We start from the raw sequence: 25,480 nt of genomic DNA, 5'->3' as shown, positions 1-25,480 counted from the left end.
AATGACATGGTGGAAGGAGACGCAATGAGCAATTCGCAGGCAGTGCGCCCCGGCGAGGCCGGCCCGCACGCGCAGGATTCGGCGGCCAACGCCGAGGCAACCCGCATCGTCGGCCATATCGCGCGCCGGCTGGTGCCGTTCCTCGCGCTGATCTATGTAGTGGCCTATGTCGATCGCACCGTGGTGGGCTTCGCGAAGCTGCACATGAACGCGGCGATCGGCCTGAGCGATGCCGCCTACGGCCTCGGCGCGGGCCTGTTCTTCATCGGCTATTTCCTGTGCGAGGTGCCGAGCAACCTGGCGCTGACGCGCTTCGGCGCGCGCGTCTGGTTCGCCCGCATCCTGTTCACGTGGGGCGCGATCACGATGGCGATGGCGTTCGTCAGCGGTCCGCGCAGCTTCTACTTGCTGCGCTTCCTGCTCGGCGCGGCCGAGGCGGGGCTGTACCCCGGCATTCTCTATTTCCTCACGCAGTGGTTCCCGATGCGTCATCGCGCCCGCGTGATCGGCCTGCTGGTGCTGGCGCAGCCGATCGCGGGCATCGTCACCGGGCCGGTGGCCGGCGCGTTGCTGGAAACCCACGGCTTTTTCGGCCTCGCCAACTGGCAGGTGCTGTTCGTGTTGAGCGGGCTGCCGGCCGTGCTGTTGTGCCTGCCGACGCTGCGCCTGCTGCCCGATTCGCCGGCGCAGGCGCGCTGGCTCGATGCCGACGAGCGCCGCTGGATCGAACAGGCGCTCGCGGTCGATCGCCGTGAATATGGTCTCGAACCGGGCGCCGACAACAGGGCGGCTGCCGCCGCGTCGCACGACAGCCCGTTCTCGGCGCTCAAGGACCCGCGCGTGCTGCTGCTCGCCGTGCTGTTCCTGCCGTTCCCGTTGTGCATCTACGGCCTGTCGTTGTGGCTGCCCACCATCATCAAGGCGTTCGGCGTGGGCGACGGCACGGCGGGCCTGCTGTCGGCGGTGCCGTATCTGTTCGCGGTGGCCGGGCTGCTGATCGTGCCGCGCCACTCGGATCGCCGCCGCGAGCGGCACTGGCACATCGTCGTGGTGTCGGCGTTCGCCGCGCTGACGCTGGCGGCCAGCGCCTGGTTCCGCGCGCCCGTGCTGCAACTGCTGTTCATCAGCCTGACCGCGTTCTCGATCTATTCGATCCAGGCGGTGGTGTGGGCGTTGCCCGGCGAATTCCTGAGCGGCGCGCGCGCCGCGGTGGGGATCGCCACGATCAACTCGCTGGCCAACCTCGGCGGCTATTTCGGCCCGTGGGGCGTCGGCGTGATCAAGGACGCAACCGGCAGCCTCGCGGCCGGCCTGTATTTCCTCGCGGCGACGCTGCTGGTCGCGGTGCTGGCGGCCTTCGCGGTGCGCGCCGCGCTGCGGCCGCGCGCGGACGGCGGGCACGCGGCCTATGCCCGCGAGTCCTGAGCGTGGCGAGGTCGCCGGCATCGCGCGCAGCAAGCGGTCCGCTGCACGTAGCCCGATGCCCGATGCCAGCCGCAAGTAGCCAGCCGCCAGCCGCACGTTTGAACCTGAACCTGAACCCGAACCCGACTCCGAAGCAGGAACGAAGCTCATGACCTCAAACCCGACGCCCCGCTACCGCGGCGTGTTTCCCGTGGTACCGACCACCTTCACCGAAACCGGCGAACTCGATCTGCCCAGCCAGAAGCGCGCCGTCGATTTCATGATCGACGCCGGCTCGGACGGGCTGTGCATCCTCGCGAACTTCTCCGAGCAGTTCTCGCTGTCCGACGACGAGCGCGAGACGCTCACCCGCACCGTGCTCGACCACGTGGCCGGCCGCGTGCCGGTGATCGTCACCACCACGCACTACGGCACGCGGCTGTGCGCGGCGCGCAGCCGGCGCGCGCAGGAGCAGGGCGCGGCGATGGTCATGATCATGCCGCCGTATCACGGCGCGACGTTTCGCGTGCCGGAGGCGCAGATCGTCGAGTTCTACGCGCGCGTGTCCGATGCGATCGAGATCCCGATCATGATCCAGGACGCGCCCGCCAGCGGCACCGTGCTGTCCGCCCCGCTGCTGGCGCGCATGGCGCGCGAGATCGAGCAGGTGTCGTATTTCAAGATCGAGACGCCGGGCGCGGCCAACAAGCTGCGCGAATTGATCCGGCTCGCCGGCGACGCGGCCGAAGGCCCGTGGGACGGCGAGGAGGGCATCACGCTGCTGGCCGACCTGAACGCCGGCGCGACCGGCGCGATGACGGGCGGCGGCTTCCCCGACGGCATCCGCACCATCGTCGACGCGCATCGCGCGGGCCAGCTCGACGCCGCGTTCGACGCCTATCAGCGCTGGCTGCCGCTGATCAATCACGAGAACCGCCAGGCCGGGCTGCTGGCCTGCAAGGCGCTGATGAAGGAAGGCGGCGTGATCGACTGCGACTTGCCGCGCCATCCGCTGCCGGCCATGCATCCCGAGACGCGCGCCGAACTGATCGCGATCGCGCGCCGGCTCGATCCGCTCGTGCTGCGCTGGGGCAAATGACGCCGATGACTCCGCCCGTCACCACCCTCGGCATCGTCGGCGTCGGCAAGATCGCGCGCGACCAGCACCTGCCGGCCATCGCCGGTCACCCCGGCTTCGCGCTCGCCGCTGCCGCGAGCCGCAACGCGCAGGTCGACGGCGTGCGCAACTACCCCGACATCGACGCCTTGCTGGCCGCCGAGCCGGCGCTCGACGCGGTGTCGCTGTGCGCGCCGCCGCAGGTTCGCTACGCGCAGGCGCGCGCCGCGCTGCTGGCCGGCAAGCACGTGATGCTCGAAAAGCCGCCCGGCGCGAGCCTCAGCGAGGTCGAGGCGCTGCGTGCGCTGGCGCGTCGCCAGGGCCGCACGCTGTTCGCGACTTGGCATTCGCGCTGCGCGAGCGCGGTCGAACCGGCCCGCGAGTGGCTGGCCGGCCGCACCGTGCGCGCCGTGCGGGTGCGCTGGAAGGAAGACGTGCGGCGCTGGCACCCGGGCCAGCAGTGGATCTGGGAGCCGGGCGGCCTCGGCGTGTTCGATCCGGGCATCAACGCGCTGTCGATCGTCACGCGAATCCTGCCGCACGAGGTGGCGCTGCGCGCCGCCACGCTGCGGGTGCCGGCCGATTGCGCCACGCCGATCGCGGCCGAACTCGACGGCGTGGACGCCATGGGCGCGCCTGTCCATGCCGAATTCGACTGGCGGCACGGCCCCGTCGAGCAATGGGAGATCGACGTCGATACCGACGACGGCCCGCTCCGCCTGGCCGAAGGCGGCAAGCGCCTGACGATCGGCGGCGCGCCGGTCGCGCTCGGCCCCGAACGCGAATACGCGGCGCTCTACGAACGCTTCCACTGGCTGATCGCGCACGGCGCCGACGACGTCGATACCAGCCCGCTTCGCCTGGTGGCCGATGCGTTCCTGCTCGGCCGGCAGATCGCCGTCGAGCCGTTCGGCCATTGATCGACCCAGTTCCGATAACGAGATCCATACCGGCAACCGCCGACAACAGAGAGAGGAGACACCGAATGACCCGCTTCACCGACACCCGCCGCATGACCCTCCGCGCCGTACTTGCAGGCCTGTGCCTCGCGTCGTTCGGCGCCGCGCTGCCGGCCTCGGCCGACGCGCCCGCCAAGATCGGCTTCCTCGTGAAGATGCCCGAGCAGGCCTGGTTCATCAACGAACAGAAGGCCGCCACCGCGCTCGGCAAGAAGGAGAATTTCTCGGTCGTCAACATCGGCACGCCGGACGGCGAGAAGGTGCTGGCGGCGATCGACAACCTCGGTGCGCAAGGCGCGCAGGGCTTCGTGATCTGCGCGCCCGACGTGCGCCTCGGCCCGGCGATCCAGGCGCGCGCCAAGCACTACAACATGAAGTTCGTGACGGTCGACGACCAACTGGTGGATTCGTCGGGCAAGCCGCTCGCGGGCGTGCCGCACCTCGGCATGTCGGCGTTCAAGATCGGCAATCAGGTCGGCCAGGCGCTCGCCGACGAGATGAAGAAGCGCGGCTGGAAGCCCGAGGAAGTGGGCGCGCTGCGCATCACCGATTACGAGCTGCCCACCGCCAAGCTGCGCACCGACGGCGCCACGCAATCGCTGCTGGCCGGCGGCTTCAAGAAGGAAAACATCTTCGACGCGCCGCAAAAGACCACCGACGACGAAGGCGGCTTCAACGCCGCTTCGCCGGTGCTGGCCCAGCATCCGACGATCAAGAAGTGGGTGATCTTCGCGCTCAACGAGGAAAGCGTGCTGGGCGCGGTGCGCGCCACCGAGCAACTGCACCTGCCGTCGTCGGACGTGATCGGCGTGGGCATCAACGGCGCGGGCGAGGCGTTCGCGGAGTTCCAGAAGAAGCAGCCCACCGGCTTCTACGGCACGATCGCCGTCAGCTCGACCAATCACGGCAAGGACAGCGCGCAGAACCTGATCGACTGGATCCGCACCGGCAAGCAGCCGCCCGCCGACACGCAAACGACCGGCAAGCTGATGACGCGCGAGAACTGGCTGGCGGTGCGCGCCGAGCTGGGCATCTGAGCCGGCACGGCATGGCGGGAGACTCGATCCGATGAACGATCCGACCCACGAAATCACGGCGGTCGCGGCCGTTGCAGCGCCCGCGCCCGATGCCTATCTCGAACTGGCCGGCGTCAGCATGAGCTTTCCGGGCGTGCGCGCGCTCGACGGCGTGTCGCTCGCGGTGCGCGCGGGCGAGGTGCACGGGCTGATGGGCGAGAACGGCGCGGGCAAATCGACGCTGCTCAAGGTGCTGTCGGGCGTGAACCAGCCGCAGGAGGGCAGCCTGCGCCTCGGCGGCGTCGAGCAGCGCTTCGCGACCACCCGCGCGGCGATCGACGCGGGCGTCGCGATCATCTACCAGGAGCTGCATTTGGTGCCCGAGCTGACGGTGGCCGACAACCTGATGCTCGGCCAGTTGCCGAACCGGCTCGGCGTGCTGGACGAGCGCACGCTGGTGCGCCGCGCGATGGCCGAGTTGCAGCGGCTGGGCGAGCGGATTGACCCGCGCACGCCGGTCAAGGAACTGTCGATCGGCCAGCGCCAGATGATCGAGATCGGCAAGGCGCTGATGCGCGACGCGCGCGTGATCGCGTTCGACGAGCCCACCAGCTCGCTGTCGGCGCGCGAGACGGAGAACCTGTTCCGGATCATTCGCGCGCTGCGCGCCGAGGGCCGCGCGATCATCTACGTCACGCACCGGATGGACGAGGTGTATGCGCTGTGCGATCGCGTCACGGTGTTTCGCGACGGCCGGCGCATCGAGACGTTCGAGTCGGTGGCCGAGCTCGATCGCAACCGGCTGATTTCGGCGATGGTGGGGCGCTCGATCGCCGACGTGTACGGCTACCGGCCGCGCACGGCCGGCGAGGTGCTGATCGAGGCGAAGGGGCTGATGGGGCCGGGGCTGGCCGAGCCGGTGTCGTTCGCGGCGCGGCGTGGCGAGATCGTCGGCTTCTTCGGGCTGGTGGGCGCGGGCCGCTCCGAGCTGATGAAGCTGATCTACGGCGCGGTGCGCGCGAGCGCGGGCCACGTCGAACTGGCCGGCAAGCCGGTGCGCTTCGCCAGCCCGCGCGACGCGGTGCGCGCTGGCGTGGCGCTGTGCCCGGAGGATCGCAAGCAGGAGGGCATCGTCGCGATCGCGTCGGTGGCCGACAACCTCAACATCAGCGCGCGCCGCCATTTCAGCCCGGCGCGCTTTCTGCTCGACGAAAAGCGCGAGCGCGCGCTGGCGCACGACTACATCCAGAAGCTGGCGATCAAGACGCGCAACGGCGACACCCCGATCGGCACGCTGTCGGGCGGCAATCAGCAGAAGGTGATCCTGTCGCGCTGGCTGGCCGAGCAAATCGAGGTGTTCCTGATGGACGAGCCCACGCGCGGCATCGACGTGGGCGCGCGCGCCGAGATCTATCACCTGCTGTACGGGCTGGCCGAGGCGGGGCGCGCGGTGCTGATGGTGTCGAGCGATCTGGCCGAGGTGATCGGCGTGGCCGACCGCATCGTGGTGATGCGCGAGGGGCGCATCGCCGGGGTGGTGGCGAAGGCCGACGCTTCGCCCGACGAATTGATCAAGCTGGCGCTGCCGCGCTGAATTCCGGGCGCCGGCCCGCGCTTGCGCGCGCCGCGCCGCCCGGCCGAACCGATGGACGAGAGATGAACCGAGCCATGCAGAAAAGTACCCCCAGCCTCAACGACGCCGCCGCCCCCATCACGCCCTCGCGGGCGCGCGCCTGGGACATGATCAACAAGTCGGGCATCGTGGTGGTGTTCGTCGTGCTGTTTGCGGTGCTGTCCGCGACGGTGCCCGACTTCCTGACGGTCCGCAATATCCAGGGCCTGCTGTTGTCGGTCACGCTGATCGGCTCGATCGCCGTGACCATGATGTTCGTGCTGGCGCTCGGCGAGGTGGACCTGTCGGTCGCCTCGATCGTGGCGTTCTCGGGCGTGGTGGCCTCCACCGTGATCACCGCCACGCACAGCGTGGTGATCGGCGTGGCGGCCGGCATCCTGGCCGGCGGCGCGGTCGGCCTGGTGAACGGCGTGCTGATCGCGCGGTTCCGCATCAATTCGCTGATCGCCACGCTGGCGATGATGGAGGCGGTGCGCGGGCTGGCGTTCCTGACCTCGAACGGCGATGCCGTGATGATCTCCGAGGAGCGCTTCTTCGAGCTGGGCGGCGGCGCGTTCCTTGGCATTTCGTATCCGATCTGGAGCAATATCGTCGGCTTCGTGGTGTTCGGCTTCCTGCTCAAGAAGACGGTGTTCGGCAAGAACGTGCTGGCGGTGGGCGGCAACAGCGAGGCGGCGCTGCTCGCGGGCCTGCCGGTCACGCGTATCAAGATCGCGGTGTTCGTGCTGCAGGGCCTCGTGACCGGTTTCGCTGGCGTGATGCTGGCCTCGCGGATGAGCCTCGGCGACCCGAAAACCTCGGTCGGCCTCGAACTGGGCGTGATTTCGGCCTGCGTGCTCGGCGGGGTGTCGCTGACGGGCGGCGTGGCCACTATCGCCGGCGTGCTGGTGGGCGTGCTGATCATGGGCGCGGTGCAGGACGCGATGAGCCTGATGAACGTGCCGACCTTCTATCAGTACCTGATCCGCGGCGGCATCCTGCTGCTGGCGGTGCTGTTCGACCAGTTCCGGCGCAGCAAGCGGGCGGTGTGAGCAGCCGTGAGACGGGGGCAGGCCGGGCGCGGGCGACCTGCTAAACTTGGCCGCTCCCGTTTTCCCTCCCGCGCCCCGCCATGACCACGTCGCCGGCCGGCATCATCGCCGGCACCACGCTGCTGAACCCCCAATGGCTGCGCACCTTCGAGATGCTGGTCGAAACCGGCAACTTCACGCGCGCGGCCGAGCGGCTCGGCCTCACGCAGGCGGCCGTCAGCCAGCATCTGCGCCATCTCGAGGATCAGCTCGGCCTGCTGGTGATCCGCCGCTCGCGCGGCATCGACATCACGCCCACCGGCCGCATCGTGCTCGACTATTGCGCCGAACTCGGCCGCGCCGACCGCCGCCTGCGCGGCCGGCTGGCCGAAGCCGATGCCGATTGCGGCGAAATCAGCCTGATCACGCCCGGCAGCATCGGCCTCGCGATGGCGCCCTGGCTGCTCGACATGCAACTCCAGACGCCCGGCCTGGTGGTGCGGCACCGCTTCGCGCCCGATCGCGAGGTGCTCGACGCGGTGCTGTCGAATCTCTACGAAGTGGGCTTCGTCACGCTCAAGCCCGACGACGAGCGGCTCGCCGCGCGCCGTTTCGCCGAGGAGCCGCTGGAGCTGGTGGTGCCGGCGGGCGACTACGTGCATGGCTGGGCCGATCTCGAACGGCTCGGCTTCATCGATCACCCCGACGGGCTGGCGATGGCCAGCCGCCTGTTGAGCCGCCGCTTTCCCGACAACCCCGGCGTGCGCGGGCTGCCGCGCCGTGCGTTCACCAACCAGGTCGCGCTGATCCTCGAACCGGTGTCGCGCGGGCTCGGCTTCACGGTGATCCCGCGCTATGCGCGGCAGGCGTTCGCGCGCCAGGAATCGATCGCCGTGATCGAGTGCGGTGCGGCGGTGCTCGATACGCTGTGGCTGATCCATCGTTCCGAGTGGGGGCTGTCGAGCCGGATGCTGCGCGCGCTGGAGACGCTGCGCGAGCGGCTCGACGCGGCCGACCGCCAGGCGCGCGCCGCGCCGGCCGGGGCCTGACGAACCGTTTGCACGCGCGAGGCTAGAATGTCCGGTCCGCCCGCGAGCGCGGCGCGAACCGCGCCTCGGGCATCACCGGAACAGGAGAGTCCATGCAGGGATCCCCGCAGCACGCCAACGTCAAGCGCCACGCCGTCCGCGATTTCTTCCGCCGCCCGGAACGCACCGCCTTCCAGTTGTCGCCGGACGGCCGTCACCTGAGTTTCCTCGCGCGTCACCACGGCCGCCTGAACGTGTTCGTGCAGGCGATCGACGACAAGGGCCGCCCGCTCGGCGAGGCCCGCGCGCTGACCAGCGAATCGGCGCGCGATATCGGCGGCTACTTCTGGAAGGGCAACGACCGCGTGCTGTTCGTCAAGGATTTCGGCGGAGACGAGAATTACCACGTGCTGTCCGTGCCGATCGACGGCGGCGCGATCGTCGACCTGACGCCTTACGAAACCGTGCGCGCCGGCATCGTCGACAGCCTGATCGACGACGACCGTTTCGTGCTGATCTCGCACAACCGCCGCGACGCGACCGTGTTCGACGTGGTGCGCGTGGACGTGGCCAGCGGCGAGGAAACCGTGATCGCCGAGAACCCCGGCAACATCCTCGGCTGGATGACCGATCACGCGGGCCGCCTGCGGGTGGCGGTGGCGGGCGACGGCGTGAACCAGACCCTGCTGTACCGCGACGACGAGGCCGAGCCGTTCCGCCCGCTCGCCACCACGAGCTTTCGCGACATGCTGGCGCCGCTGCTGTTCACGTTCGACGACCGCAAGCTTTACGTGGCGTCGAATCGCGGCCGCGACCGCACGGCGATCTTCGAGTTCGATCCCGGCACGGCGCTGGAAGGCACGCTGCTGTTCGAGCACGACGAAGTGGACGTGACCGGCCTCGGCCATTCGCACACGCGGCGCGTGCTGACCACCATCTGGTACCAGGACGACAAGGTGCGCGCGCATCACCTCGACGCGCATATCGGCAACATCCATGCCGATCTCGACGCGCGCCTGCCCGGCGGCGAATCGAGCATCGCCAGCATCACGCGCGACGAATCGCGGATGATCGTGCGCAACGCGTGGGATCGTTCGCCCGGCGCGGTGTGGCTGTACGACGTGGCCACCCGCGAGCTGACCCAGCTTGAAGACCTGAAGCCCTGGCTCGATCCGGCCGACATGGCGCCGATGCAGCCGATCGAATACGCCTCGCGCGACGGCCTGCGCATTCACGGCTACCTGACGCTGCCGGCCGGCCATTCGCTCGACGGCGAGGGCGCGGCCAAGGCGGCGAACCTGCCGCTGATCGTCAACCCGCACGGCGGCCCGTGGGCGCGCGATCAATGGGGCTTCAATCCCGAGGTGCAGATGCTGGCCAATCACGGCTACGCGGTGCTGCAGATGAATTTCCGCGGCTCGGTGGGCTACGGGCGCGCGTTCTGGGCGGCGAGCTTCGGCCAGTGGGGCCGCGCCATGCAGAACGACATCGACGACGGCGTGGACTGGCTGATCGCGCAGGGCGTGGTCGATCCGAAGCGCGTCGCGATCTACGGCGCGAGCTACGGCGGCTACGCCACGCTGGCCGGCGTGACGTTTACGCCCGAGCGCTATGCGGCGGCGGTCGATTACGTGGGCGTGTCGAACCTGTTCACGCTGCTCGAATCGGTGCCGCCCTACTGGAAGCCGCTGCTCGACATGATGTACGAGCAGATTGGCAACCCCAACACCGAGGAAGGCAAGCGCGCGCTGCACGACGCGTCGCCGTTGTTCTTCGTCGATCGCATCGTCACGCCGCTGTTCGTCGCGCAGGGCGCGAACGATCCGCGCGTGAAGCAGGCCGAAAGCGACCAGATCGTCGAGGCGCTGCGCTCGCGCGGCGTGGACGTGCAGTACATGCTCAAGGAGAACGAAGGGCACGGCTTCGCCAACGAGGAGAACCAATATGAGTTCTACGAAGCGATGATCGCGTTCCTCGATACGCATCTGGCCGTGAAGCCGCGCGATTGAGGTGGTAATTTCAGCCTGGCCGGTGGCGGGTTGCTTATGGCGGCGGTGCGGCGAGGTTGCAGAACGCAGCCGCGCCGCCGTTTTCAAGATGCCCCGGTTTCAGTCTTTTCCTTCCGCCCCGGCAGCCGTGCGCTTCGCCGCGCCGGCTTTTGCCGCCTTGATCTGCCCCGCGTGGGCCGTCGTCAAGCATTCCTGAAACAGCGAGGCCGCCCGCGACGGTTGCGGCGAGCGCCGCAGCAGGCTCACGAACCGGCAACGATAGTGAAACCGGCGCGGCGCGACGGCCTGCATGCGCCCGGCGCGCTCGAAGCTTTCCGCGTAGTGATCGGGCAGGAAGCCGAGGAACTTGCCCGACAGGATCAGCGTGGCCACCGCTTCCTGATCCGACGCGGTGGCGCTGCGCGTGAGCTTGGCGCGGTGCGTGAGCTGCAGGTTCGGCGAGTGATAGCCGAGCCCGGCGAAGCCCTGCTCGCGAATCCGTTCCCAGCTCAGCTTGTCATGCGCCGCGCCGAACAGCGGATGGCCCGCGCCGCAGTAGAGCAGCATCCGTTCGTCGTACAGATCGGTGTAGACGAGGCTGCCCGAACTGCGGTGCTCGGGAATCACGCCGATCTGGTAGCTGCCGTCGATCACGCCGCGCTCGATCTCCTGGATCGAGCCGACGTGCAGGTTCAGCGTCACGTCCGGCGCGGCTTCGGCGAACTGGCGGATCGCCTCGGCGATGCGCGCAGCCGGGTTGGTGGCCGTCTTGTCGAACATCGCGATGTGCAGTTCGCCGCCCATCCGGTCGTGGATGCCGTCCACGCGGGCGCGGAACGCCTCCAGCGAAGCCAGCAGCCGCAGCGTTTCCTCGTAGACGGTCTGGCCCTCGGGCGTCAGCGTGAAGCCGGCCCGGCCGCGCCGGCACAGCACCAGGCCGAGCCGGGTTTCCAGATCCTTGACGTGACGGCTGATGGTGGAAATGCCGATATTCAGTTCGAGTTCGGCCGCGGCCATTCCGCCGCATTGCACCACCACCTTGAAGACGCGCAGCAGGCGCAGGTCCATGTCGCTCAACTGGCCGAGCAGGGCGCGCTGGCGGGGAGTTCTTACTTGCATGAATGTTCAAGTAAACATTGATATTGCGGTATTCACAAGACTATCTGGCGACCCAACAATGCGCAACACACGAACCGATGAGGAGCGCGCCGCGCCGACCGCCATGACCGAGATCACCGCCACCCAGCACACCCCTCAACAGGACGGCGTCCGCACCGACGCCGCCTGGCTCGACGCCCACTGGATGCCGTTTACGGCCAATCGCCAGTTCAAGCAGGACCCGCGCCTGATCGTCGAGGGCAAGGGCGCCTACTACACGAGCGCCGACGGCCGGCGGATCTTCGACGGCCTGTCGGGCCTCTGGTGCTGCGGCCTCGGCCATGGCCGCACCGAGATCGTCGAGGCGGTCAGCCGCCAGATCGCCAGGCTCGATTACGCGCCGGCGTTCCAGTTCGGCCATCCGCAATCGTTCGAGCTGGCCAACCGGATCAAGGATCTGACGCCGGCCGGCCTCGATTACGTGTTCTTCACGGGCTCGGGCTCGGAAGCCGCCGACACCTCGCTGAAGATGGCGCGCGCCTACTGGCGCGCCAAGGGCAAGGGCACCAAGACACGCCTGATCGGCCGCGAGAAGGGCTACCACGGCGTGAACTTCGGCGGCATTTCGGTGGGCGGGATTGCCGCGAACCGCAAGCTGTTCGGCCAGGGCATCGACGCCGATTTCCTGCCGCACACACAACTGGCGCAAAACAAGTTCTCGCACGGCTTGCCCGATCAGGGCGCCGAGCTGGCCGACCGCCTGCTCGAACTGATCACGCTGCACGACGCGTCGAACATCGCCGCCGTGATCGTCGAGCCGTTCTCCGGGTCGGCCGGCGTGGTGGTGCCGCCGAAGGGCTATCTGAAGCGTCTGCGCGACATCTGCACGGCGCACGACATCCTGCTGATTTTCGACGAGGTCATCACGGGCTTCGGCCGTGCCGGCGCGATGACGGGCGCCGATGCGTTCGGCGTGATGCCGGACCTCCTGAACTTCGCCAAGCAGGTCACGAACGGCACGCAGCCGCTCGGCGGCGTGGTGGCCACCAAGGAAATCTACGACACGTTCATGGCGGCCGGCGGCCCCGAGTACATGCTGGAATTCCCGCACGGCTACACGTATTCGGCGCATCCCGTGGCCTGCGCGGCCGGCAATGCCGCGCTCGATCTGCTGGTCAAGGAAGACGGTGTGGGCCGCGTGCGCGCGCTGGCGCCGCATTTCGAGAACGCCGTGCATGGCCTGAAAGGCGTACGCCATGTGGCGGACATCCGCAACTTCGGGCTGGCGGCCGGCATCACGATCGAGGCGCTGCCGGGCGAGCCGGCGCGCCGGCCTTACGAAGTGGCGATGCGCTGCTGGGAGAAGGGTTTTTACGTGCGTTATGGCGGCGACACGATCCAGCTCGCGCCGCCGTTCATCGCCGAGGCACGCGAAATCGACGACCTGGTCGGTGCGCTGGCCGATGCGTTGAACGCGACGGCCTGACGCAAGCGGGCGGCGGGTAGCGCCGCTTGAAGGGGTAGGTAGGAAGCGACGTCGGTCCCGAGGGGGCGGCGTCGCTTTTTTCGTTTCACGCTGACGCCAGCAGCGCATTTGGCTGAACCACGCCGCCACTCGATGCAGCAGGTTTATCAAGTAATCGGGTGGGTCCAACCGATGTCGGCGCCAAAGGCCACACGCACGCCGGATCCGCCAACCACGCGCTTCGTCGCACTGATCGGCAAGCTGTTCACGGCAGAGGCGCGCGGCGGGAAGCGGAAGCCATTACCAATCGAAGCCGATCGCAATTTTTCCGAAGTGGCCGCCTTGCGCCATCAGCTCGTAAGCCTTCGTCAAGCCGTCGAGGCCGAACGTGCGGTCGATGACCGGCTCGATGCGATGTGCAGCCATGGCCGCCACCGCTCCCGCCAAGTCCGCCACCGACCCGCCGTTGCTGCCTTGAATGCGCACTTCCCTGAAGATCACCGACAGCAAATCCAGTGGCGTAGTCCCACCGCCGAGGAACCCGATGGCGGCCACGGTGCCGCCGTGCCGTGCAGCGCTCACGGAGCGAGTGACGCCTTCCCCTCCAATCGGGTCGATGACCAGATCGGCACCGACGCCACCCGTACGTTCCAGAACGAACGCCTCCCAGGCGGCATCCTTTCGATAGTTGAAGACTTCATCGGCGCCCAAAGCGCTGGCGCGTGCCAGCTTCTCGTCGGACGAGGAGGTGATGATGACCCGCGCCCCGCGCGCCTTGGCCAGTTGCAACGCAAAGATCGACACCCCGCCCGTGCCCAGTAGCACGACCGTGGATGCCGGGCCGATCTGCGCCGACTCCAGCGCCCGCCATGCCGTCATCGCGGCGATCGGGAGCGTGCCCGCGGCTTCCCAGCTCAAATAGTCCGGCAGCTTGACGACGCTGGCCGCATCGAGTTCGGCGATTTCGACCAGCGAGCCGGGCAGCGTCGCACCACGCATCGGGTTGGCGAGTTCCGCGCCAGGCCGGCCAGCGATCCAGTGCGCCTTGACGTGGATGGCGACGCGATCGCCGACGGCAACTTGCCAGACATCTTCACCGACAGCGATGACCTCTCCCGCACCGTCGGACAGCGCAATGTTGGGATACAGGGCGCCGGGGTAATGGCCGGAAGCTACGGCGAGATCGGCGAAGTTGACGCTGCCGGCCTTCATGCGGACAAGGATGCGTCCCTTGCCGGGTTGAGCGGGTTCGGGCAGCGCGACCCGACGGAAGGCATCGAACGAAGGTGCCGTGATTTGAATGGATTGCATGTGGTTTTCTCCTGAAGGCAAGCCACTGTAAATCACGGAGTTTTTATATAGAATATGGAGAAAATACAGTTCATACCTGCGAAATATGCAGCAATCTCTATTCTCCGATTTGAACGAACTGGCGGCTTTCGTGGCACTGGCCGATACGGGATCGTTTGCCGCGGCCGGCCGGCAGCTCGGGCGCGATCCCACTGCCGTTTCTCGCCGCTTGAGTGCGATGGAGGCGCGCCTGGGCGTCAGGCTGGCCGAACGGAGCACGCGCAAGGTCGCGCTTACCGAGGCCGGTCGAACCTATCTCGAACGGATTCGGCCGCTGCTGCACGACCTGCAGGCGGCAGGACGCGAAGCGATTGCGTTCGCCGATGGCGAGGCGCGCGGCCATCTGCGCATCACCTTGCCGGGCAACTTCGGTCGCCTGTGGTTGACACCGCTGATCGTGGAGTTCCTGCGCATGCATCCGCGCGTCACCATCGAGGCGGACACCAGCAATCGCTTCGTCGACCTGATCGGCGAACGCTTCGATCTCGCCATTCGCTTGGGCGAGCTTCCCGATTCGCGTTTGGTCGCTCGCAAGGTCGCGGAGCGCCGCCGGTTGATCTGCGCGTCCCCGGATTTCATCGCCCGGCATCCGGCCATCCAGACGCCGCACGACCTGGCCGACTATCCGTGCCTCTGCTTCACCGGCCGACACGATCCCTATCGGTGGAACTTCATCAAGCCCGGAGGCGGAACGCTTGGCGTCACCGTGTCTGGGCCACTGGCGTCGGACGATGCGGAGCTATTGGTCGAAGCGGCTGTCGGTGGATTAGGCATCCTGTACACATCGGACTGGTATGCCGGCCGCGAGTTGGCATCGGGCCGGCTGGTCGAAATCCTTCCCGATTGGGCGCTGCTCGATCGCGGGGCGGTCTATGTGGTCACGCCGGCGGCGGCCGGCACGCCGTCCAAGACTCGCGCCTTTTCCAACTGGATCACCGAAAAGCTGGCGGCTCCCCCTTGGGTTGTGCCGCGAACAGCCACTTCCACTCGAACAGCGAAGCGGGCTGGTCGCTAAGGTGCAACTCCACGCTGACATACCCCAAAGCGGTCGCGCTGGTCGATCGGCTAGCTTGCTCGGATGGTTGCGCAAGCCCAATCTTTGGGGCGCCTTCTTCTTGATACTGATTCGTCTATAAACGAAGGTGATTGTCTAACAGATCAGGCTACTGGCTCGATTGGCAATGGAGGTTGGACGAATGAGAAGCAAATCCCATGACGAAGCGATGTCCGAGCTGTATCGGCGCGATCCTGCGCTGGCGCTCGACGTCATCAACGATATCCTCGGCGACGGCGATCAGCCCGAGTTGTTGAGCGTGCTGCGCCAGCTCGCGCAGGCTTTCGGCGGCATGCAAGCGGTAGCCGCGCATGCGGAACTCAACCCCACGCAGCTTTATCGCACGCTCTCGCCCGAAGGCAATCCGTCGCTGGCCAGCATGATGGCGATCCTCAAGGCGATGGGGCTGCGCCTGGCCGTTCAACCGCTCGATCCTTCCGCTGCGGCTCGCGAGACAGCAGCCACGGCGGCCGTTGCGCCATGCACTTGCCGAGCACAATCCGCCCGCGCCGATAAGCAAACCCCGCCGCATCGATAAGGTTTGCCGGAATCGATATTGGAAGCGTTCCAGCCGGTTCGATAGATTCATCGGATTGCCGTGCGCACGGCGCATCGTCCGACCGGAGCCATCGAATCATGAGCCAAGCCATCCGTTTCAACGCGTTCGAGATGAACTGCATCGGCCATCAGTCGCCGGGCCTGTGGGCGCATCCGCGCGACCGTTCGTGGCAGTACAAGGATCTCGACTACTGGACAGACCTCGCGAAGACGCTGGAGAAGGGCTTCTTCGACGGCATCTTCATCGCCGACGTGATCGGCTATTACGACGTCTATCAGGGCAGCAATCATCACGCGCTGCATCAGGGCGTGCAGATTCCCGTCAACGATCCGATCCAGCTCGCCGCGCCGATCGCGCTGGCCACCGAGCATCTCGGCATCGGCATCACGGCCTCGACCTCGTTCGAGCATCCCTACACGTTCGCGCGGCGGCTTTCCACGGCCGATCATCACACCAAGGGCCGGGTCGGCTGGAACATCGTCACGTCGTATCTGGAAAGCGGCGCGCGCAACGTCGGGCAGACGGGGCTGGAGGATCACTCGAACCGCTACGAGATCGCGGCCGAGTATCTGGAGGTGCTCTACAAGCTGTTCGAGGGCAGTTGGGAGGACGGCGCGGTGCGGCGCGACCGCGAGCGGCGGATCTTCGCCGATCCCTCGAAGATCCACGAAATCCGCCACAAGGGCCGGCATTTCGAGGTGCCGGGCTATCACCTGTGCGAGCCGTCGCCGCAGCGCACGCCGGTGCTGTATCAGGCCGGCGCGTCGGGCGCGGGCAAGGCGTTCGCGGCGCAGCACGCCGAATGCGTGTTCGTGGCCGCGCCCACGCGCGCGACGCTGCGCGACTATGTGGCCGATATCCGCCGCCGCGCCGCCGAGGCGGGGCGCGACCCGCGCAAGCTGCTGATCTATACGCTCGTGACGATCGTCGTCGACGAGACCGATGCGAAGGCGCAGGCCAAGTTCGAGGAATACCAGCGCTACGTGTCGTACGACGGTTCGCTGGTGCTGATGTCGGGCTGGACCGGCATCGATTTCGGCGAATACGCGCCCACCGATCTGGTGCGGCGCGTGGAAACCAATGCGATCGTCTCGGCGGTCGAGCATCTGGCCGGCGGCGACAATGCCTGGACGATCGACGAGCTGGCCCGCTTCGGCGGTATCGGCGGGCTGGGGCCGGTGTTTGTCGGTTCGCCATCGACGGTGGCCGACATCCTGCAGGAATGGGTCGAGCAAACCGGCGTGGACGGCTTCAACCTGGCCTACGCGCTCGCGCACGAAAGTTTCGAGGACGTGGTGGGCTATCTCGTGCCGGAGTTGCAGCGGCGCGGTGTGTATCCCACGTCCTACCGGCCCGGCACGTTGCGCGAGAAGCTGTTCGGCGAGGGGGCGCGGCTTGGAGAGGGGCATCCGGGCGCGGCGTATCGCGACCTGTCGCGGTTTGCGGAGAACTCGCAGGCCGAATCCGGGACCGAATCGCCTGCGGTGGGTCAGGCCGCCTGAGCGTTTGCGGCCTTGCCGGCTGCCCGGCAAGGCCGCCGTTCCGGGATTCGCCAATCTCGGTCTTTTGACGTCGCCGCACGCTCTACCCGCGCAACGGGCGCATGTCGGCCGCGTCCAATATCAATACATGACGCGTCACGACAACCGGCCCGGTATAACCGGGCCGTGTTCATTTGAGACGGGATCGAAGCAGCAGAACCATGCGGCAGCGGCGGAGCGCCGGTCAGGCGCGAGCCGGACTCAAACGAGATGGAAAAACGCGGAAATTCAGATGCGGCGGTCGCGGCGCGCCACGACGCGGGCCGGCACCGGGCCGCGCGCGTAGCTCATGGCGGCCTGCATTTGCAGCTGCGACTGAAGCTCGAACATCGCCCAGACGCTGCGCAGCGCTGCGCCGACTTGCGACAGGAACGAGGACTTGCGGGACGGGGTGCGGACTTGCTTGGCGCTCGACATGATCAATCCAAGAGAATTTGCGGGTTAACACCTAGGTGTAAACCCGAATTTATGCCTGAGGCCGGGCGTTGTCAACGATTTCGCTTCGACGGATTCTTCGGTTTGATGAAGCGTTGCGGAAAAGCCGCGAAAAAACGCGCCCGCCGCGGCGGAATCCACCGGGCGGGCGCGAGGGGCGGATACGGCTGGCGTCGGCCCGGAGCCACGGGCCGCGCGGCCGATCACAGGTAGCCGTAGCAGCTCTTCAGCTTGGCGTAATCGTAGAAATGGCTGGTCGGCGCGAGTTTGGCGCCGTCGCAGGCAGCCTGGAAATCGGTCTCGCGCTCGTTGTACAGCATCCGCACGGCCAGGCTCGCGCCGTTGCGGTACACGTCCCATTGCACGTTCGCAGCCATTGGCGACACCTGATCGCCGCGCCACGGGTTGTTGTCGTAGGTGTAGGTTTGCGCGGCCGGCACCGGCACGAACACGTTCTTCAGGTTCATGACCGAGGCGAACGGGATGATTTCCTCGGCGTGCGTGAAGCGCAGCTTGGCGGCGTTGGTCAGGTCGCCTTTGGCGATCGCGTCGGTTTGCGCGAAGAAATCGTCGCGCAGGATGGTCGCCATCTTGTACGTCACCGGGTTCGCTTCCTGCACACCCGGCCCCTTCTGGTAGAAGTCGGCCGCGTCCTGCAGATAGGCCAGATAACGGGCCTGCGGCGCCGCGATGTACTTCTCCATGGTCACGCCGCCCGTTTCGGCGGTCATTGCCGGGGCCACCTGCAGCAGGTTGTAGAGCACGTTGACGGCATCGACGGCCGTCTTGATGGTGGTCTTGCCGTCGCCCTTGAGCGTGTTGCTGAACAGCGCGTCCGACGAGGCGAACGTGTAGGTGCCGGTGTTCGCGAACGTATAGCCGGTGGTGCCGAGCTTGGCGAGGAAGGCCGGCGTGACGAGCTTCGAGAGCACGGCCTGCGCGGCGTCGCTGGCGGCGGACGACGCGTTGATGTCGGCCAGCTTGGCGGTGACGGTCGCGTCGCTCGAATAGGCCTGATAGGTGAGGCTGTCGCGATAGGTGGCGTAGTTCGCATCGGTCGTGGTGGTGACCAGGTCGGTGGCGGCCTTCAGCGCATGAAAGTAGAGCAGGAAGCGGTTGGTGCCGGCCGGCTGCGCGACCGGCGCGCCTTCCGGATAGGGCGCGGGCGCGGCCGGCAACGTGATGGCGGCACTCAGCACGGGCTTGTTCGTGACCAGCGCGCCCGAGAAGTAGGTCGAGCTGTCGACCGCGCGGTCCTGGCCCGAGTTGACCACCACCACCTTGCGCGAGCCGTCGAACAACGCGGGCATGCGTTGCAGCAGGCGCGCGGCGAGCTGTTGATGCTCGCGGATGCCGGCCAGCGTGAGGTTGCCGTAGCCCGGCGTCGAGATGCCCTTTACGCCGTAACCGAGCAGTGCGTTGGCCTTCATCATCGTGAACGTGTCGGCCTTGAGTTGCTTGCCGAGGTCGGTCAGTGCGCCGTCGGCGTCGGCCTTCAGCAGCATGGCGTAGATCGCGCCGTCGTACTTGAAGCTCGACAGCCCGCGCGAGCCGTGGCGCGCCACCAGTTCGGTGTAGACGGGCGCATAGCCGGACGGCGCGGCCTCGTAGGTGGCCGGATCTTGCTGCGGCTGGTACGGCGTCTTGGTCTGGTAATAGGTTGGCGCGGCGGCCGTGACGGGCGACGTGACCGGCTGGGTGGCCGGCGGCGTGGCGGCCGTTTGCGGGGTGTCGTCGGAGCCGCAGGCGGCGAGGAAGCAGGCAAGGGCGACGCAGGTCGCGCGGGTCGTCAGGGCAGTCATGTTCGCGGGCGGGAGGAAATTCGAGCCGCGAGTGTCGCAGACGACTTTGACAGCAAAAAGTCAGAATTCCGAAATATTTCAGGAAGGAATTCGTCGGACTTGAGATGCGTGCTGCCTGCTTTCTCGGTACTGCATCGTTACGATGCATCAAGCCGAATCAGCTGCCGAAATAGATGTTGCAGAAGCTGGCCGGGCCGACGCAATCGGCGGGCGTTTGCGCCGGTTGTTGCGGGGCGCGCTGCGTGCCGTGCGCTTGCTGCGGCGCCGGTTGCTCGTTGCCCGAGGCAGTTTGGGCGTGGGCGGCGCAGGCGGCGGAAAGGGCGAGGGCGGCGATTGCGAGTTGCATCGGCTTCATGTTTGTTCTCCTGAGGAAGTGCCGCGGTTGCGGCGTTGAGGTCACTATAGGAGCGCCCCGCCTCGGGATTAACCACCTGTCTTGGGCAGGATTCTTCCAGATTCAGGAGAGATCGACGTGTCGGCGCAGGCGGCGCGGCCGGCGCCGTGCGCGCACGAACGGCGCGTCGCGATCGAGCAGCGCGGCGCGGATGAAATGCAGCCCCACCAGCACGCGACGCATGCGCCGGCTGTCGGCCGACGAGGCCTCCCAGGCCGGGCGCGCGCGCAGGATCGCGCGAATCGCCAATGCCACCGATCGTTGCGCGCGCAACAGCTTGCGCGCGTCGGGTGCATCGAACAGGTCGGGCAGCATCGCCAGCATGTGCCGCACCGGCGCGAGCCAGCGCAGCGTGCCGGCCGCGCGCGCCGCGTCGAACGGCGTCAGCTCGCCGCGCAGGTCGATCACGGCGTGGCCGATCTCCAGCGTGACGAACAACCAGCGCAGGCTCGCGCGATGGCGCGCCGAGCGCTTCATCAGCAGTTGCCGCAGGTGCGAGGTCAGCTCGTGCGCGCCCGACTGGAAGCGTCCGTGCAGGCCGTCGAGCGGCGCCTCGCAGGCAAGCCGCACGCGCGCCCGCAGGTCGCGCTGGATGCGCTCGATCAGCCAGGGCATTTCGGTCGGGAAGATCACGGCGAACACCAGCGCGGCCGTCAGCATCGCGGCCACCACGGCCATGCCGTTGTTGAGCAGCAGGTCGGGCTGGTAGACGGTCACGTTGTCCGGCCCGGCCAGCAGGCAGAAGAACACGATATAGCCCACGCCGTAGCCCGACAGCGCGGGCCGGGTGGTCACGAACACGCCGGCCGCCAGCAGCGGCGCGAGCGTCGCGCACAGCAGCGGGAAGCCGTCGATGTTCGGGTAGAGGTAGCACACCACCAGGTAACCCGCGAGCGTCGCCACCGCCGCGCCGGCGGCCATCTGCGCGACGAAGCGCGGCGCGCGCGGCGAGGTGGAACTGAGCGCGCAGGCGATCGCGGCGGCGATGGTGGCGAGGCCGCCGCTCGGCCAGGCGGTCGCGAGCCAGAACGCGCCGACGATGCCGAGCACCACCACGCTGCGCACGAAGGTGAACGCGACGAACACGTTGTTGGTGCGCACCGTATAGCGCGGCGCGGTGTTTTCGAGCGCGTGCGAATCGGTGGCGAGCGAGGCGTGGGTTTGTGCGTAGCCGGCGAATTCGTCGACGAAGCGCGTCATCAGTTCGATCGCCGTGTCGAAATCGAGCAGGTCGTCGGCCGGGCCGGTGGCGATCGCGACGCGTGCGTCGCGAGCGAGTTGCGGCAGCGCCGTGAGCAACTCGCGCAACGCGCGCAGCGCTGCGCCGTGTTTGGCCGTGCCCGGCGCGGCGCCCGCCTGCAACGCCGCCAGCGCCGCCGCGAGCCGTTCCAGCGGCGGCGCGAGCGCGGCCAGCACCGTCGCGGCGCGGCGATGCACGAGCCGCCGGTGCAACTGCCGCAGCGCATGCAGGCGCGTGCAGGTGCTGACGAATTCGCCGTTGAGCCGCGCGAGGCGCCGGCTGCGCGCGCGGATGCGGGGGTCCTCGAACGAGGCATAGGCGCGGATCGCATCGAAGCCGACGATGTCGTCGACGAAATCGGCGAAGCGCCGCTCGAATTCGCCGCGCGCCAGCGTGCCGCCGAGCGCCGCCGCCGCGAACGTGACGAAGCGCGCGTGTCGCGCGTTCAGCGAGCGCATCAGCGCGCGGCTCGAACTGAGCGGCAGCACCAGCCCGCTGACGGCGGCCGAGCAGACGATGCCCACCGTCACCTCGGCCGCGCGCGTCAGCGCCGACAGGAACAGCGCGTCGGGCGTCATCACGGCCGGGATGCCGATCAGCGCGGCCGTGTAGCCGGCCAGCACATAGCCGTACCAGCGGAAATGGCGGTTGCGCACGGCCGCCGCGATGCAGGCGCCCACCCACAGCGTGATGCCGGCCATGTACAGCTCGGGCTGCTGCGCGAACAGGCCGCCCAGCGCCAGCGCGGCGGCCAGGCCCACGGCCGTGCCGATAGTCCGGTAGAACGCCTTGGCGAACACCATCCCGCTCATCGGCTGCATCAGCACGAACACGGTGGTCATGGCGATGCGCGGCTGCGAGAGTTCGAGGCGCATGGCGATGCCCATCGCCAGCAGCGCGGCGGCGACGGTCTTGGCCAGATGGAGCCAGATCAGGCCGTCGGAGAAGGCCCACTCGCGCAGGAGGTGAGCCATGGGCGCGAGCCGGGCCGACCAGCGCCGGGTTTCGGCGGCAACACGGACAGACGCGGACGGGAGTTTCATCACGACAATGCGGGGGCGAGACGGGCGCGCGGGGTTCGACGGAGGTGGGCCGGGGCAACGTCGCAGCCCGGCCCGCTGCGGCGCAGATTGTAGGAGGACGATATTCCGCCATTAATCGATCCTAGGGGAAACCAGAGTTGCAGGGCTGGCAACAATCGGGCAGGGCCGCGGGCGGACAATGGCGCCTTCCTTTGCCGTACTGAATAACAATGGACACGTTGCAAAACATGCGGGTGTTCGCCCGCGTGGTGGAGGCAGGCAGTTTCACGGCGGCCGCGATGTCGCTGAACTCGACCACCGGCGCGATGTCGCGCGCCGTTTCCGAACTCGAGGCGCGGCTGCGCACGCGCTTGATGAACCGCTCGACGCGCCGCCTGTCGCTGACGCCGGCCGGCGAGAACTATCTGCTGCGCTGCCGGCAGATCCTGGCCGACGTCGATACCGCCGAGGAAGAAGCCAGCGGCGCCTACGAGCGTCCGTCCGGCGTGCTGCGGCTGCACAGCTACGCGAGCATCGGCCAGCATTACGTGCTGCCCGCGCTGAACGCGTATCGCGAGCAGCATGCGGATGTCTCGGTCGAGCTGTCGCTGTCGCAGCGCATGCCCGACCTGTTCGACGGCAGCAACGACATGGCGGTGGTCACGGCCTCGTCGCTGCCCGATTCCGAACTCGTCTCGCATCAGCTCGGTGAAACCTTCAGCATCCTGTGCGCGTCGCCGTCCTATCTGCGCTCGCGCGGCGCGCCGGCCGATCCGGCGGCGCTTGCCGCCCACGATTGCCTGACCTTGCAGACGCCCGCGTTTCCCACCCACGACTGGCTGCTCGAAAGCCGCACCGGCCAGGTCGAGCAGATTCGCGTGAGCGGGCCGGTGCAGACCAACACGGCCGAATCGCTGGCGATCGCGATTCGCGCGGGCGTGGGCATCGGCATGCTGCCGCTGTACGCGGCGATCGGCCTGCTGCGCGACGGCTCGCTGATGCGTGTGCTGCCCGGCCACACGCTGCAGCGCATGAACATCTACGCGCTGTATCCGTCGCGCCGCTTCGTCGATGCGAAGGTGCGCACGTGGGTGGAATTCCTGCGCGCCGACATGCCCGATCGCCTTGCGCGCGACGAGGCGCTGCTGGCCGCGCTCGATGCGCGCATGCATGCGGCTGTGGCCTCGTCGCGTCGCGTCAAGGCTGGTGCGGCGGGCTGATCGGGTACCGCCGGCAACGAGGCGGTGCGGGGTATGGGCGCGAGCGTATCGAAGCATGGCGTCCGCTCCTGTCGATTCGGATTCCCAATGAAAACGGCGCGGGCTGTGGCCGCGCCGTTTGCTATTACTGCCTGCACTGCTGACCGGCAATGGCCTGAGCGCCTAGGCTCGGACGCGCCGACTGCCTTAGTCGGCCCGAGTCGCTTTGCCCGCTTCCGACACGGCCGCACCGTTCGGGCCATACGACTGCTTGGCGGCCTGGCTCGCGGCCAGACGCTTGGTGGCGAGGCGTTCCTGCGCGGCCTGCACGTCGGCCGGGTAGGCCGAATCGTTGCCGCTGGACGGCGAGTAGCCGACCGATTCCAGATCGACCAGTTCCTGGATCACCTGGGCGCGGGTCAGGCCGTGATGCGCGGTTTGCGCGAAGGCCAGGGCGGGCGATGCAATCAGCATGGCGACAGCGGTCGAGACGACGATCTTCTTCATGGTGTGACTCCTTGCGGGTGGGTGGCCGGCTTCGTTGTTGCAAGCGCCGAACCAATGACTGCAGTGTAGGGAGCGGCCACCCCCGGAAACACCGGGCGGCGCGGAGGGCAGCCTTCCGGATCGCGCAACAGTGGCGGCGTTTTTTTGGCGCGGAGTCGATTGATTAGAATGAACGCCACCCGCCCCACCACAGGAACCTCCATGAAGATCGTCAACGCGACGCTGCGCCGCCGCAGCGGCCTCCACACCCTCGAACTCGACGGCGCGACGATCGCGCGAATCGTGCCGCAGGACGGCTCGGCCACGGCATCGGGCGACGACATCGACGCGGGCGGCCGGCTCGCGATCGCGCCGTTCGTCGAGCCGCACATCCATCTCGACGCGGTGCTGACGGCGGGCGACCCCGAATGGAATCGCAGCGGCACGCTGTTCGAGGGCATCGAGCGCTGGAGCCAGCGCAAGGCCACCATCACCCACCAGGACACCAAGACGCGCGCCCACACGGCGATCGCGATGCTGCGCGATCACGGCATCCAGCACGTGCGCACCCACGTCGACGTGACCGATCCGACGCTGGCCGCGCTCGCGGCGATGCTCGAGGTGAAGGAGGAGGCGCGCGGGCTGATCGACTTGCAGATCGTCGCGTTTCCGCAGGAGGGGATCGAATCGTTCGACGACGGCCGCGCGCTGATGACGCGCGCGATCGAGATGGGCGCGGACGTGGTCGGCGGCATTCCGCACTTCGAGAACACGCGCGAGCAGGGCGTCAGTTCGATTCACTTCCTGATGGATCTGGCCGAGCGCAGCGGCTGCCTCGTCGACGTGCATTGCGACGAAACCGACGATCCGCATTCGCGCTTTCTCGAAGTGCTGGCCGAGGCGGCGCGCGTGCGCGGGATGGGCGCGCGCGTGACGGCCAGCCACACCACGGCGATGGGCTCGTACGACAACGCCTATTGCTCGAAGCTGTTCCGGCTGCTCAAGCGCTCGGGCATCCACTTCATTTCCTGTCCGACCGAGAGCATTCACCTGCAGGGGCGCTTCGACACGTTCCCGAAGCGGCGCGGCGTGACGCGCGTGGGCGAGCTCGATCGCGCCGGCATCAACGTGTGCTTCGGTCAGGATTCGATCCAGGACCCGTGGTACCCGCTCGGCAACGGCAACATCCTGCGGGTGCTCGATGCCGGCCTGCATATCTGCCACATGATGGGTTACGACGAACTGCAGCGCTGCCTCGATTTCGTCACCGATCACAGCGCGAAGGCGCTGTCGCTCGGCGAGCGCTACGGGCTGGAGGCCGGGCGGCCCGCGAACCTGCTGGTGCTCGATGCCGTGAGCGATTACGACGCGGTGCGCCGCCAGGTCAAGCCGCTCGTGTCGGTGCGCGCGGGGCGCGTGATCCTGCGCCGCGAGCCGGAGCGGATCACGTATCCGCAGGCGGGTTGATCGTTGGCTGCGCGGGCGGCCGAGGTTGAGCGCCGCGCCAGCGCTCGCCGCGAAGGACGCGTGAGCTTGCGCCGTGAGCCGGAATGGATCGCCTATGCGCAGGTGGGTTGATCGCTCTCCGTGCCGGCGGGCAGCGTCAGCGCCTGCCGCGCGGCGACGGCTGTCAGCGTGTTGGGGAACGTGCGCAGCCGAGTCGGCGGATTTTGCCACCTG

General features: G+C 67.9%; 20 protein-coding genes and 1 pseudogene. 14 read left to right on the top strand and 7 right to left on the bottom strand.

Annotated elements, in window-relative coordinates; genetic code table 11:
• Nucleotides 1–24: 24 nt before the first annotated feature.
• The 8 genes from AB4850_RS08530 (at nt 25) to AB4850_RS08495 (ending at nt 10,176) form a co-directional block, all read left to right on the top strand.
• On the top strand, nt 25–1,425 hold the full coding sequence (locus tag AB4850_RS08530; RefSeq protein WP_414439387.1) for an MFS transporter: 1,401 nt from the start codon (nt 25–27) through the stop codon (nt 1,423–1,425).
• Nucleotides 1,426–1,573: 148 nt separating this feature from the next.
• Nucleotides 1,574–2,503 (top strand): dihydrodipicolinate synthase family protein, encoded by a 930-nt coding sequence (locus AB4850_RS08525; protein ID WP_414439386.1) that lies wholly within the window; start codon nt 1,574–1,576, stop codon nt 2,501–2,503.
• A gap of 5 nt (nt 2,504–2,508) precedes the next feature.
• Entirely contained in the window at nt 2,509–3,441 is a 933-nt protein-coding gene (locus AB4850_RS08520) for a Gfo/Idh/MocA family protein (RefSeq protein WP_414439385.1), read from the top strand.
• Nucleotides 3,442–3,506: 65 nt separating this feature from the next.
• Nucleotides 3,507–4,517, top strand: coding sequence for an arabinose ABC transporter substrate-binding protein (locus AB4850_RS08515; RefSeq protein ID WP_414439384.1), 1,011 nt, complete (start codon nt 3,507–3,509; stop codon nt 4,515–4,517).
• A gap of 31 nt (nt 4,518–4,548) precedes the next feature.
• Entirely contained in the window at nt 4,549–6,090 is a 1,542-nt protein-coding gene (gene araG / locus AB4850_RS08510; RefSeq protein ID WP_414439383.1) for an L-arabinose ABC transporter ATP-binding protein AraG, read from the top strand.
• A gap of 62 nt (nt 6,091–6,152) precedes the next feature.
• Nucleotides 6,153–7,160: an L-arabinose ABC transporter permease AraH gene (gene araH / locus AB4850_RS08505; RefSeq protein WP_414439382.1), complete on the top strand. Its 1,008-nt coding sequence runs from the start codon at nt 6,153–6,155 to the stop codon at nt 7,158–7,160.
• 80 nt (nt 7,161–7,240) lie between these two features.
• Entirely contained in the window at nt 7,241–8,188 is a 948-nt protein-coding gene (locus AB4850_RS08500; protein WP_414439381.1) for a LysR family transcriptional regulator, read from the top strand.
• A 92-nt stretch (nt 8,189–8,280) separates the two neighbouring features.
• The gene (locus AB4850_RS08495) at nt 8,281–10,176 is read left to right on the top strand and encodes a S9 family peptidase (RefSeq protein WP_414439380.1); all 1,896 of its coding nucleotides are present in this window, start codon (nt 8,281–8,283) and stop codon (nt 10,174–10,176) included.
• Nucleotides 10,177–10,275: 99 nt separating this feature from the next.
• Here AB4850_RS08495 and AB4850_RS08490 read toward each other — a convergent pair whose 3' ends face one another.
• Nucleotides 10,276–11,274, bottom strand: coding sequence for a LysR family transcriptional regulator (locus AB4850_RS08490; protein WP_414439379.1), 999 nt, complete (start codon nt 11,272–11,274; stop codon nt 10,276–10,278).
• Between the two features lie 103 nt (nt 11,275–11,377).
• Between AB4850_RS08490 and AB4850_RS08485 the strand changes: the two genes are divergently transcribed.
• Nucleotides 11,378–12,739 carry an aspartate aminotransferase family protein gene (locus tag AB4850_RS08485; protein WP_414441987.1) on the top strand — a complete coding sequence of 454 codons (1,362 nt, stop codon included), beginning with the start codon at nt 11,378–11,380 and terminating at the stop codon, nt 12,737–12,739.
• Nucleotides 12,740–13,018: 279 nt separating this feature from the next.
• Here the strand turns inward: AB4850_RS08485 and AB4850_RS08480 are convergent, their stop codons facing one another.
• A complete protein-coding gene (locus AB4850_RS08480) occupies nt 13,019–14,029 on the bottom strand; it encodes a zinc-dependent alcohol dehydrogenase family protein (RefSeq protein ID WP_414439378.1) in 1,011 nt (336 codons plus the stop codon).
• A gap of 85 nt (nt 14,030–14,114) precedes the next feature.
• Here AB4850_RS08480 and AB4850_RS08475 point away from each other — a divergent pair, with 85 nt between their 5' ends.
• The 3 genes and pseudogenes from AB4850_RS08475 to AB4850_RS08465 all read left to right on the top strand — a co-directional run bounded on the left by AB4850_RS08475 (nt 14,115) and on the right by AB4850_RS08465 (nt 17,183).
• Nucleotides 14,115–15,083 carry a LysR family transcriptional regulator gene (locus tag AB4850_RS08475; RefSeq protein ID WP_414439377.1) on the top strand — a complete coding sequence of 323 codons (969 nt, stop codon included), beginning with the start codon at nt 14,115–14,117 and terminating at the stop codon, nt 15,081–15,083.
• Between the two features lie 181 nt (nt 15,084–15,264).
• Nucleotides 15,265–15,570, top strand: a pseudogene (locus AB4850_RS08470) (DNA-binding protein); the annotation flags it as partial.
• A gap of 188 nt (nt 15,571–15,758) precedes the next feature.
• Nucleotides 15,759–17,183, top strand: coding sequence for an LLM class flavin-dependent oxidoreductase (locus AB4850_RS08465; RefSeq protein WP_414439376.1), 1,425 nt, complete (start codon nt 15,759–15,761; stop codon nt 17,181–17,183).
• A 267-nt stretch (nt 17,184–17,450) separates the two neighbouring features.
• Here the strand turns inward: AB4850_RS08465 and AB4850_RS08460 are convergent, their stop codons facing one another.
• From AB4850_RS08460 to AB4850_RS08445, 4 genes are all read right to left on the bottom strand, one after another.
• Complete coding sequence (locus AB4850_RS08460) at nt 17,451–17,639, bottom strand: hypothetical protein (RefSeq protein WP_414439375.1); 189 nt, start codon at nt 17,637–17,639, stop codon at nt 17,451–17,453.
• Between the two features lie 221 nt (nt 17,640–17,860).
• Complete coding sequence (locus tag AB4850_RS08455) at nt 17,861–19,459, bottom strand: histidine-type phosphatase (RefSeq protein WP_414439374.1); 1,599 nt, start codon at nt 19,457–19,459, stop codon at nt 17,861–17,863.
• A gap of 157 nt (nt 19,460–19,616) precedes the next feature.
• Nucleotides 19,617–19,814, bottom strand: a complete 198-nt coding sequence (locus AB4850_RS08450; protein WP_414439373.1) for a hypothetical protein — start codon at nt 19,812–19,814, stop codon at nt 19,617–19,619.
• Between the two features lie 102 nt (nt 19,815–19,916).
• Nucleotides 19,917–22,136: an FUSC family protein gene (locus AB4850_RS08445; protein WP_414439372.1), complete on the bottom strand. Its 2,220-nt coding sequence runs from the start codon at nt 22,134–22,136 to the stop codon at nt 19,917–19,919.
• Nucleotides 22,137–22,345: 209 nt separating this feature from the next.
• Between AB4850_RS08445 and AB4850_RS08440 the strand changes: the two genes are divergently transcribed.
• The gene (locus tag AB4850_RS08440; protein ID WP_414439371.1) at nt 22,346–23,335 is read left to right on the top strand and encodes a LysR family transcriptional regulator; all 990 of its coding nucleotides are present in this window, start codon (nt 22,346–22,348) and stop codon (nt 23,333–23,335) included.
• Between the two features lie 186 nt (nt 23,336–23,521).
• On the opposite strand, the gene AB4850_RS08435 is transcribed toward AB4850_RS08440, so the two are convergent.
• Nucleotides 23,522–23,821: a DUF4148 domain-containing protein gene (locus AB4850_RS08435; RefSeq protein ID WP_414439370.1), complete on the bottom strand. Its 300-nt coding sequence runs from the start codon at nt 23,819–23,821 to the stop codon at nt 23,522–23,524.
• A gap of 201 nt (nt 23,822–24,022) precedes the next feature.
• On the opposite strand from AB4850_RS08435, the gene codA reads away from it, so the two are divergent.
• Nucleotides 24,023–25,267, top strand: a complete 1,245-nt coding sequence (codA, locus tag AB4850_RS08430) for a cytosine deaminase (RefSeq protein ID WP_414439369.1) — start codon at nt 24,023–24,025, stop codon at nt 25,265–25,267.
• Nucleotides 25,268–25,480: the final 213 nt, after the last annotated feature.

The organism is Burkholderia sp. 22PA0106 (assembly GCF_047497155.1).
Lineage (GTDB): Bacteria > Pseudomonadota > Gammaproteobacteria > Burkholderiales > Burkholderiaceae > Burkholderia.
The sequence above is the reverse complement of the archived record's forward strand: the minus strand, read 5'-3'. Positions and strand labels throughout refer to the sequence as shown.

Coding starts and splice junctions, on each gene's coding strand:
- AB4850_RS08445 (WP_414439372.1), bottom strand. CDS start 22,136: ATGAAACTCCCGTCCGCGTCTGTCCGTGTTGCCGCCGAAACCCGGCGC.
- AB4850_RS08495 (WP_414439380.1), top strand. CDS start 8,281: ATGCAGGGATCCCCGCAGCACGCCAACGTCAAGCGCCACGCCGTCCGC.
- AB4850_RS08530 (WP_414439387.1), top strand. CDS start 25: ATGAGCAATTCGCAGGCAGTGCGCCCCGGCGAGGCCGGCCCGCACGCG.
- araG (WP_414439383.1), top strand. CDS start 4,549: ATGAACGATCCGACCCACGAAATCACGGCGGTCGCGGCCGTTGCAGCG.
- codA (WP_414439369.1), top strand. CDS start 24,023: ATGAAGATCGTCAACGCGACGCTGCGCCGCCGCAGCGGCCTCCACACC.
- AB4850_RS08520 (WP_414439385.1), top strand. CDS start 2,509: ATGACTCCGCCCGTCACCACCCTCGGCATCGTCGGCGTCGGCAAGATC.
- AB4850_RS08440 (WP_414439371.1), top strand. CDS start 22,346: ATGGACACGTTGCAAAACATGCGGGTGTTCGCCCGCGTGGTGGAGGCA.
- AB4850_RS08480 (WP_414439378.1), bottom strand. CDS start 14,029: ATGCAATCCATTCAAATCACGGCACCTTCGTTCGATGCCTTCCGTCGG.
- araH (WP_414439382.1), top strand. CDS start 6,153: ATGAACCGAGCCATGCAGAAAAGTACCCCCAGCCTCAACGACGCCGCC.
- AB4850_RS08485 (WP_414441987.1), top strand. CDS start 11,378: ATGACCGAGATCACCGCCACCCAGCACACCCCTCAACAGGACGGCGTC.
- AB4850_RS08475 (WP_414439377.1), top strand. CDS start 14,115: ATGCAGCAATCTCTATTCTCCGATTTGAACGAACTGGCGGCTTTCGTG.
- AB4850_RS08465 (WP_414439376.1), top strand. CDS start 15,759: ATGAGCCAAGCCATCCGTTTCAACGCGTTCGAGATGAACTGCATCGGC.
- AB4850_RS08515 (WP_414439384.1), top strand. CDS start 3,507: ATGACCCGCTTCACCGACACCCGCCGCATGACCCTCCGCGCCGTACTT.
- AB4850_RS08460 (WP_414439375.1), bottom strand. CDS start 17,639: ATGTCGAGCGCCAAGCAAGTCCGCACCCCGTCCCGCAAGTCCTCGTTC.
- AB4850_RS08455 (WP_414439374.1), bottom strand. CDS start 19,459: ATGACTGCCCTGACGACCCGCGCGACCTGCGTCGCCCTTGCCTGCTTC.
- AB4850_RS08450 (WP_414439373.1), bottom strand. CDS start 19,814: ATGAAGCCGATGCAACTCGCAATCGCCGCCCTCGCCCTTTCCGCCGCC.
- AB4850_RS08435 (WP_414439370.1), bottom strand. CDS start 23,821: ATGAAGAAGATCGTCGTCTCGACCGCTGTCGCCATGCTGATTGCATCG.
- AB4850_RS08525 (WP_414439386.1), top strand. CDS start 1,574: ATGACCTCAAACCCGACGCCCCGCTACCGCGGCGTGTTTCCCGTGGTA.
- AB4850_RS08500 (WP_414439381.1), top strand. CDS start 7,241: ATGACCACGTCGCCGGCCGGCATCATCGCCGGCACCACGCTGCTGAAC.
- AB4850_RS08490 (WP_414439379.1), bottom strand. CDS start 11,274: ATGCAAGTAAGAACTCCCCGCCAGCGCGCCCTGCTCGGCCAGTTGAGC.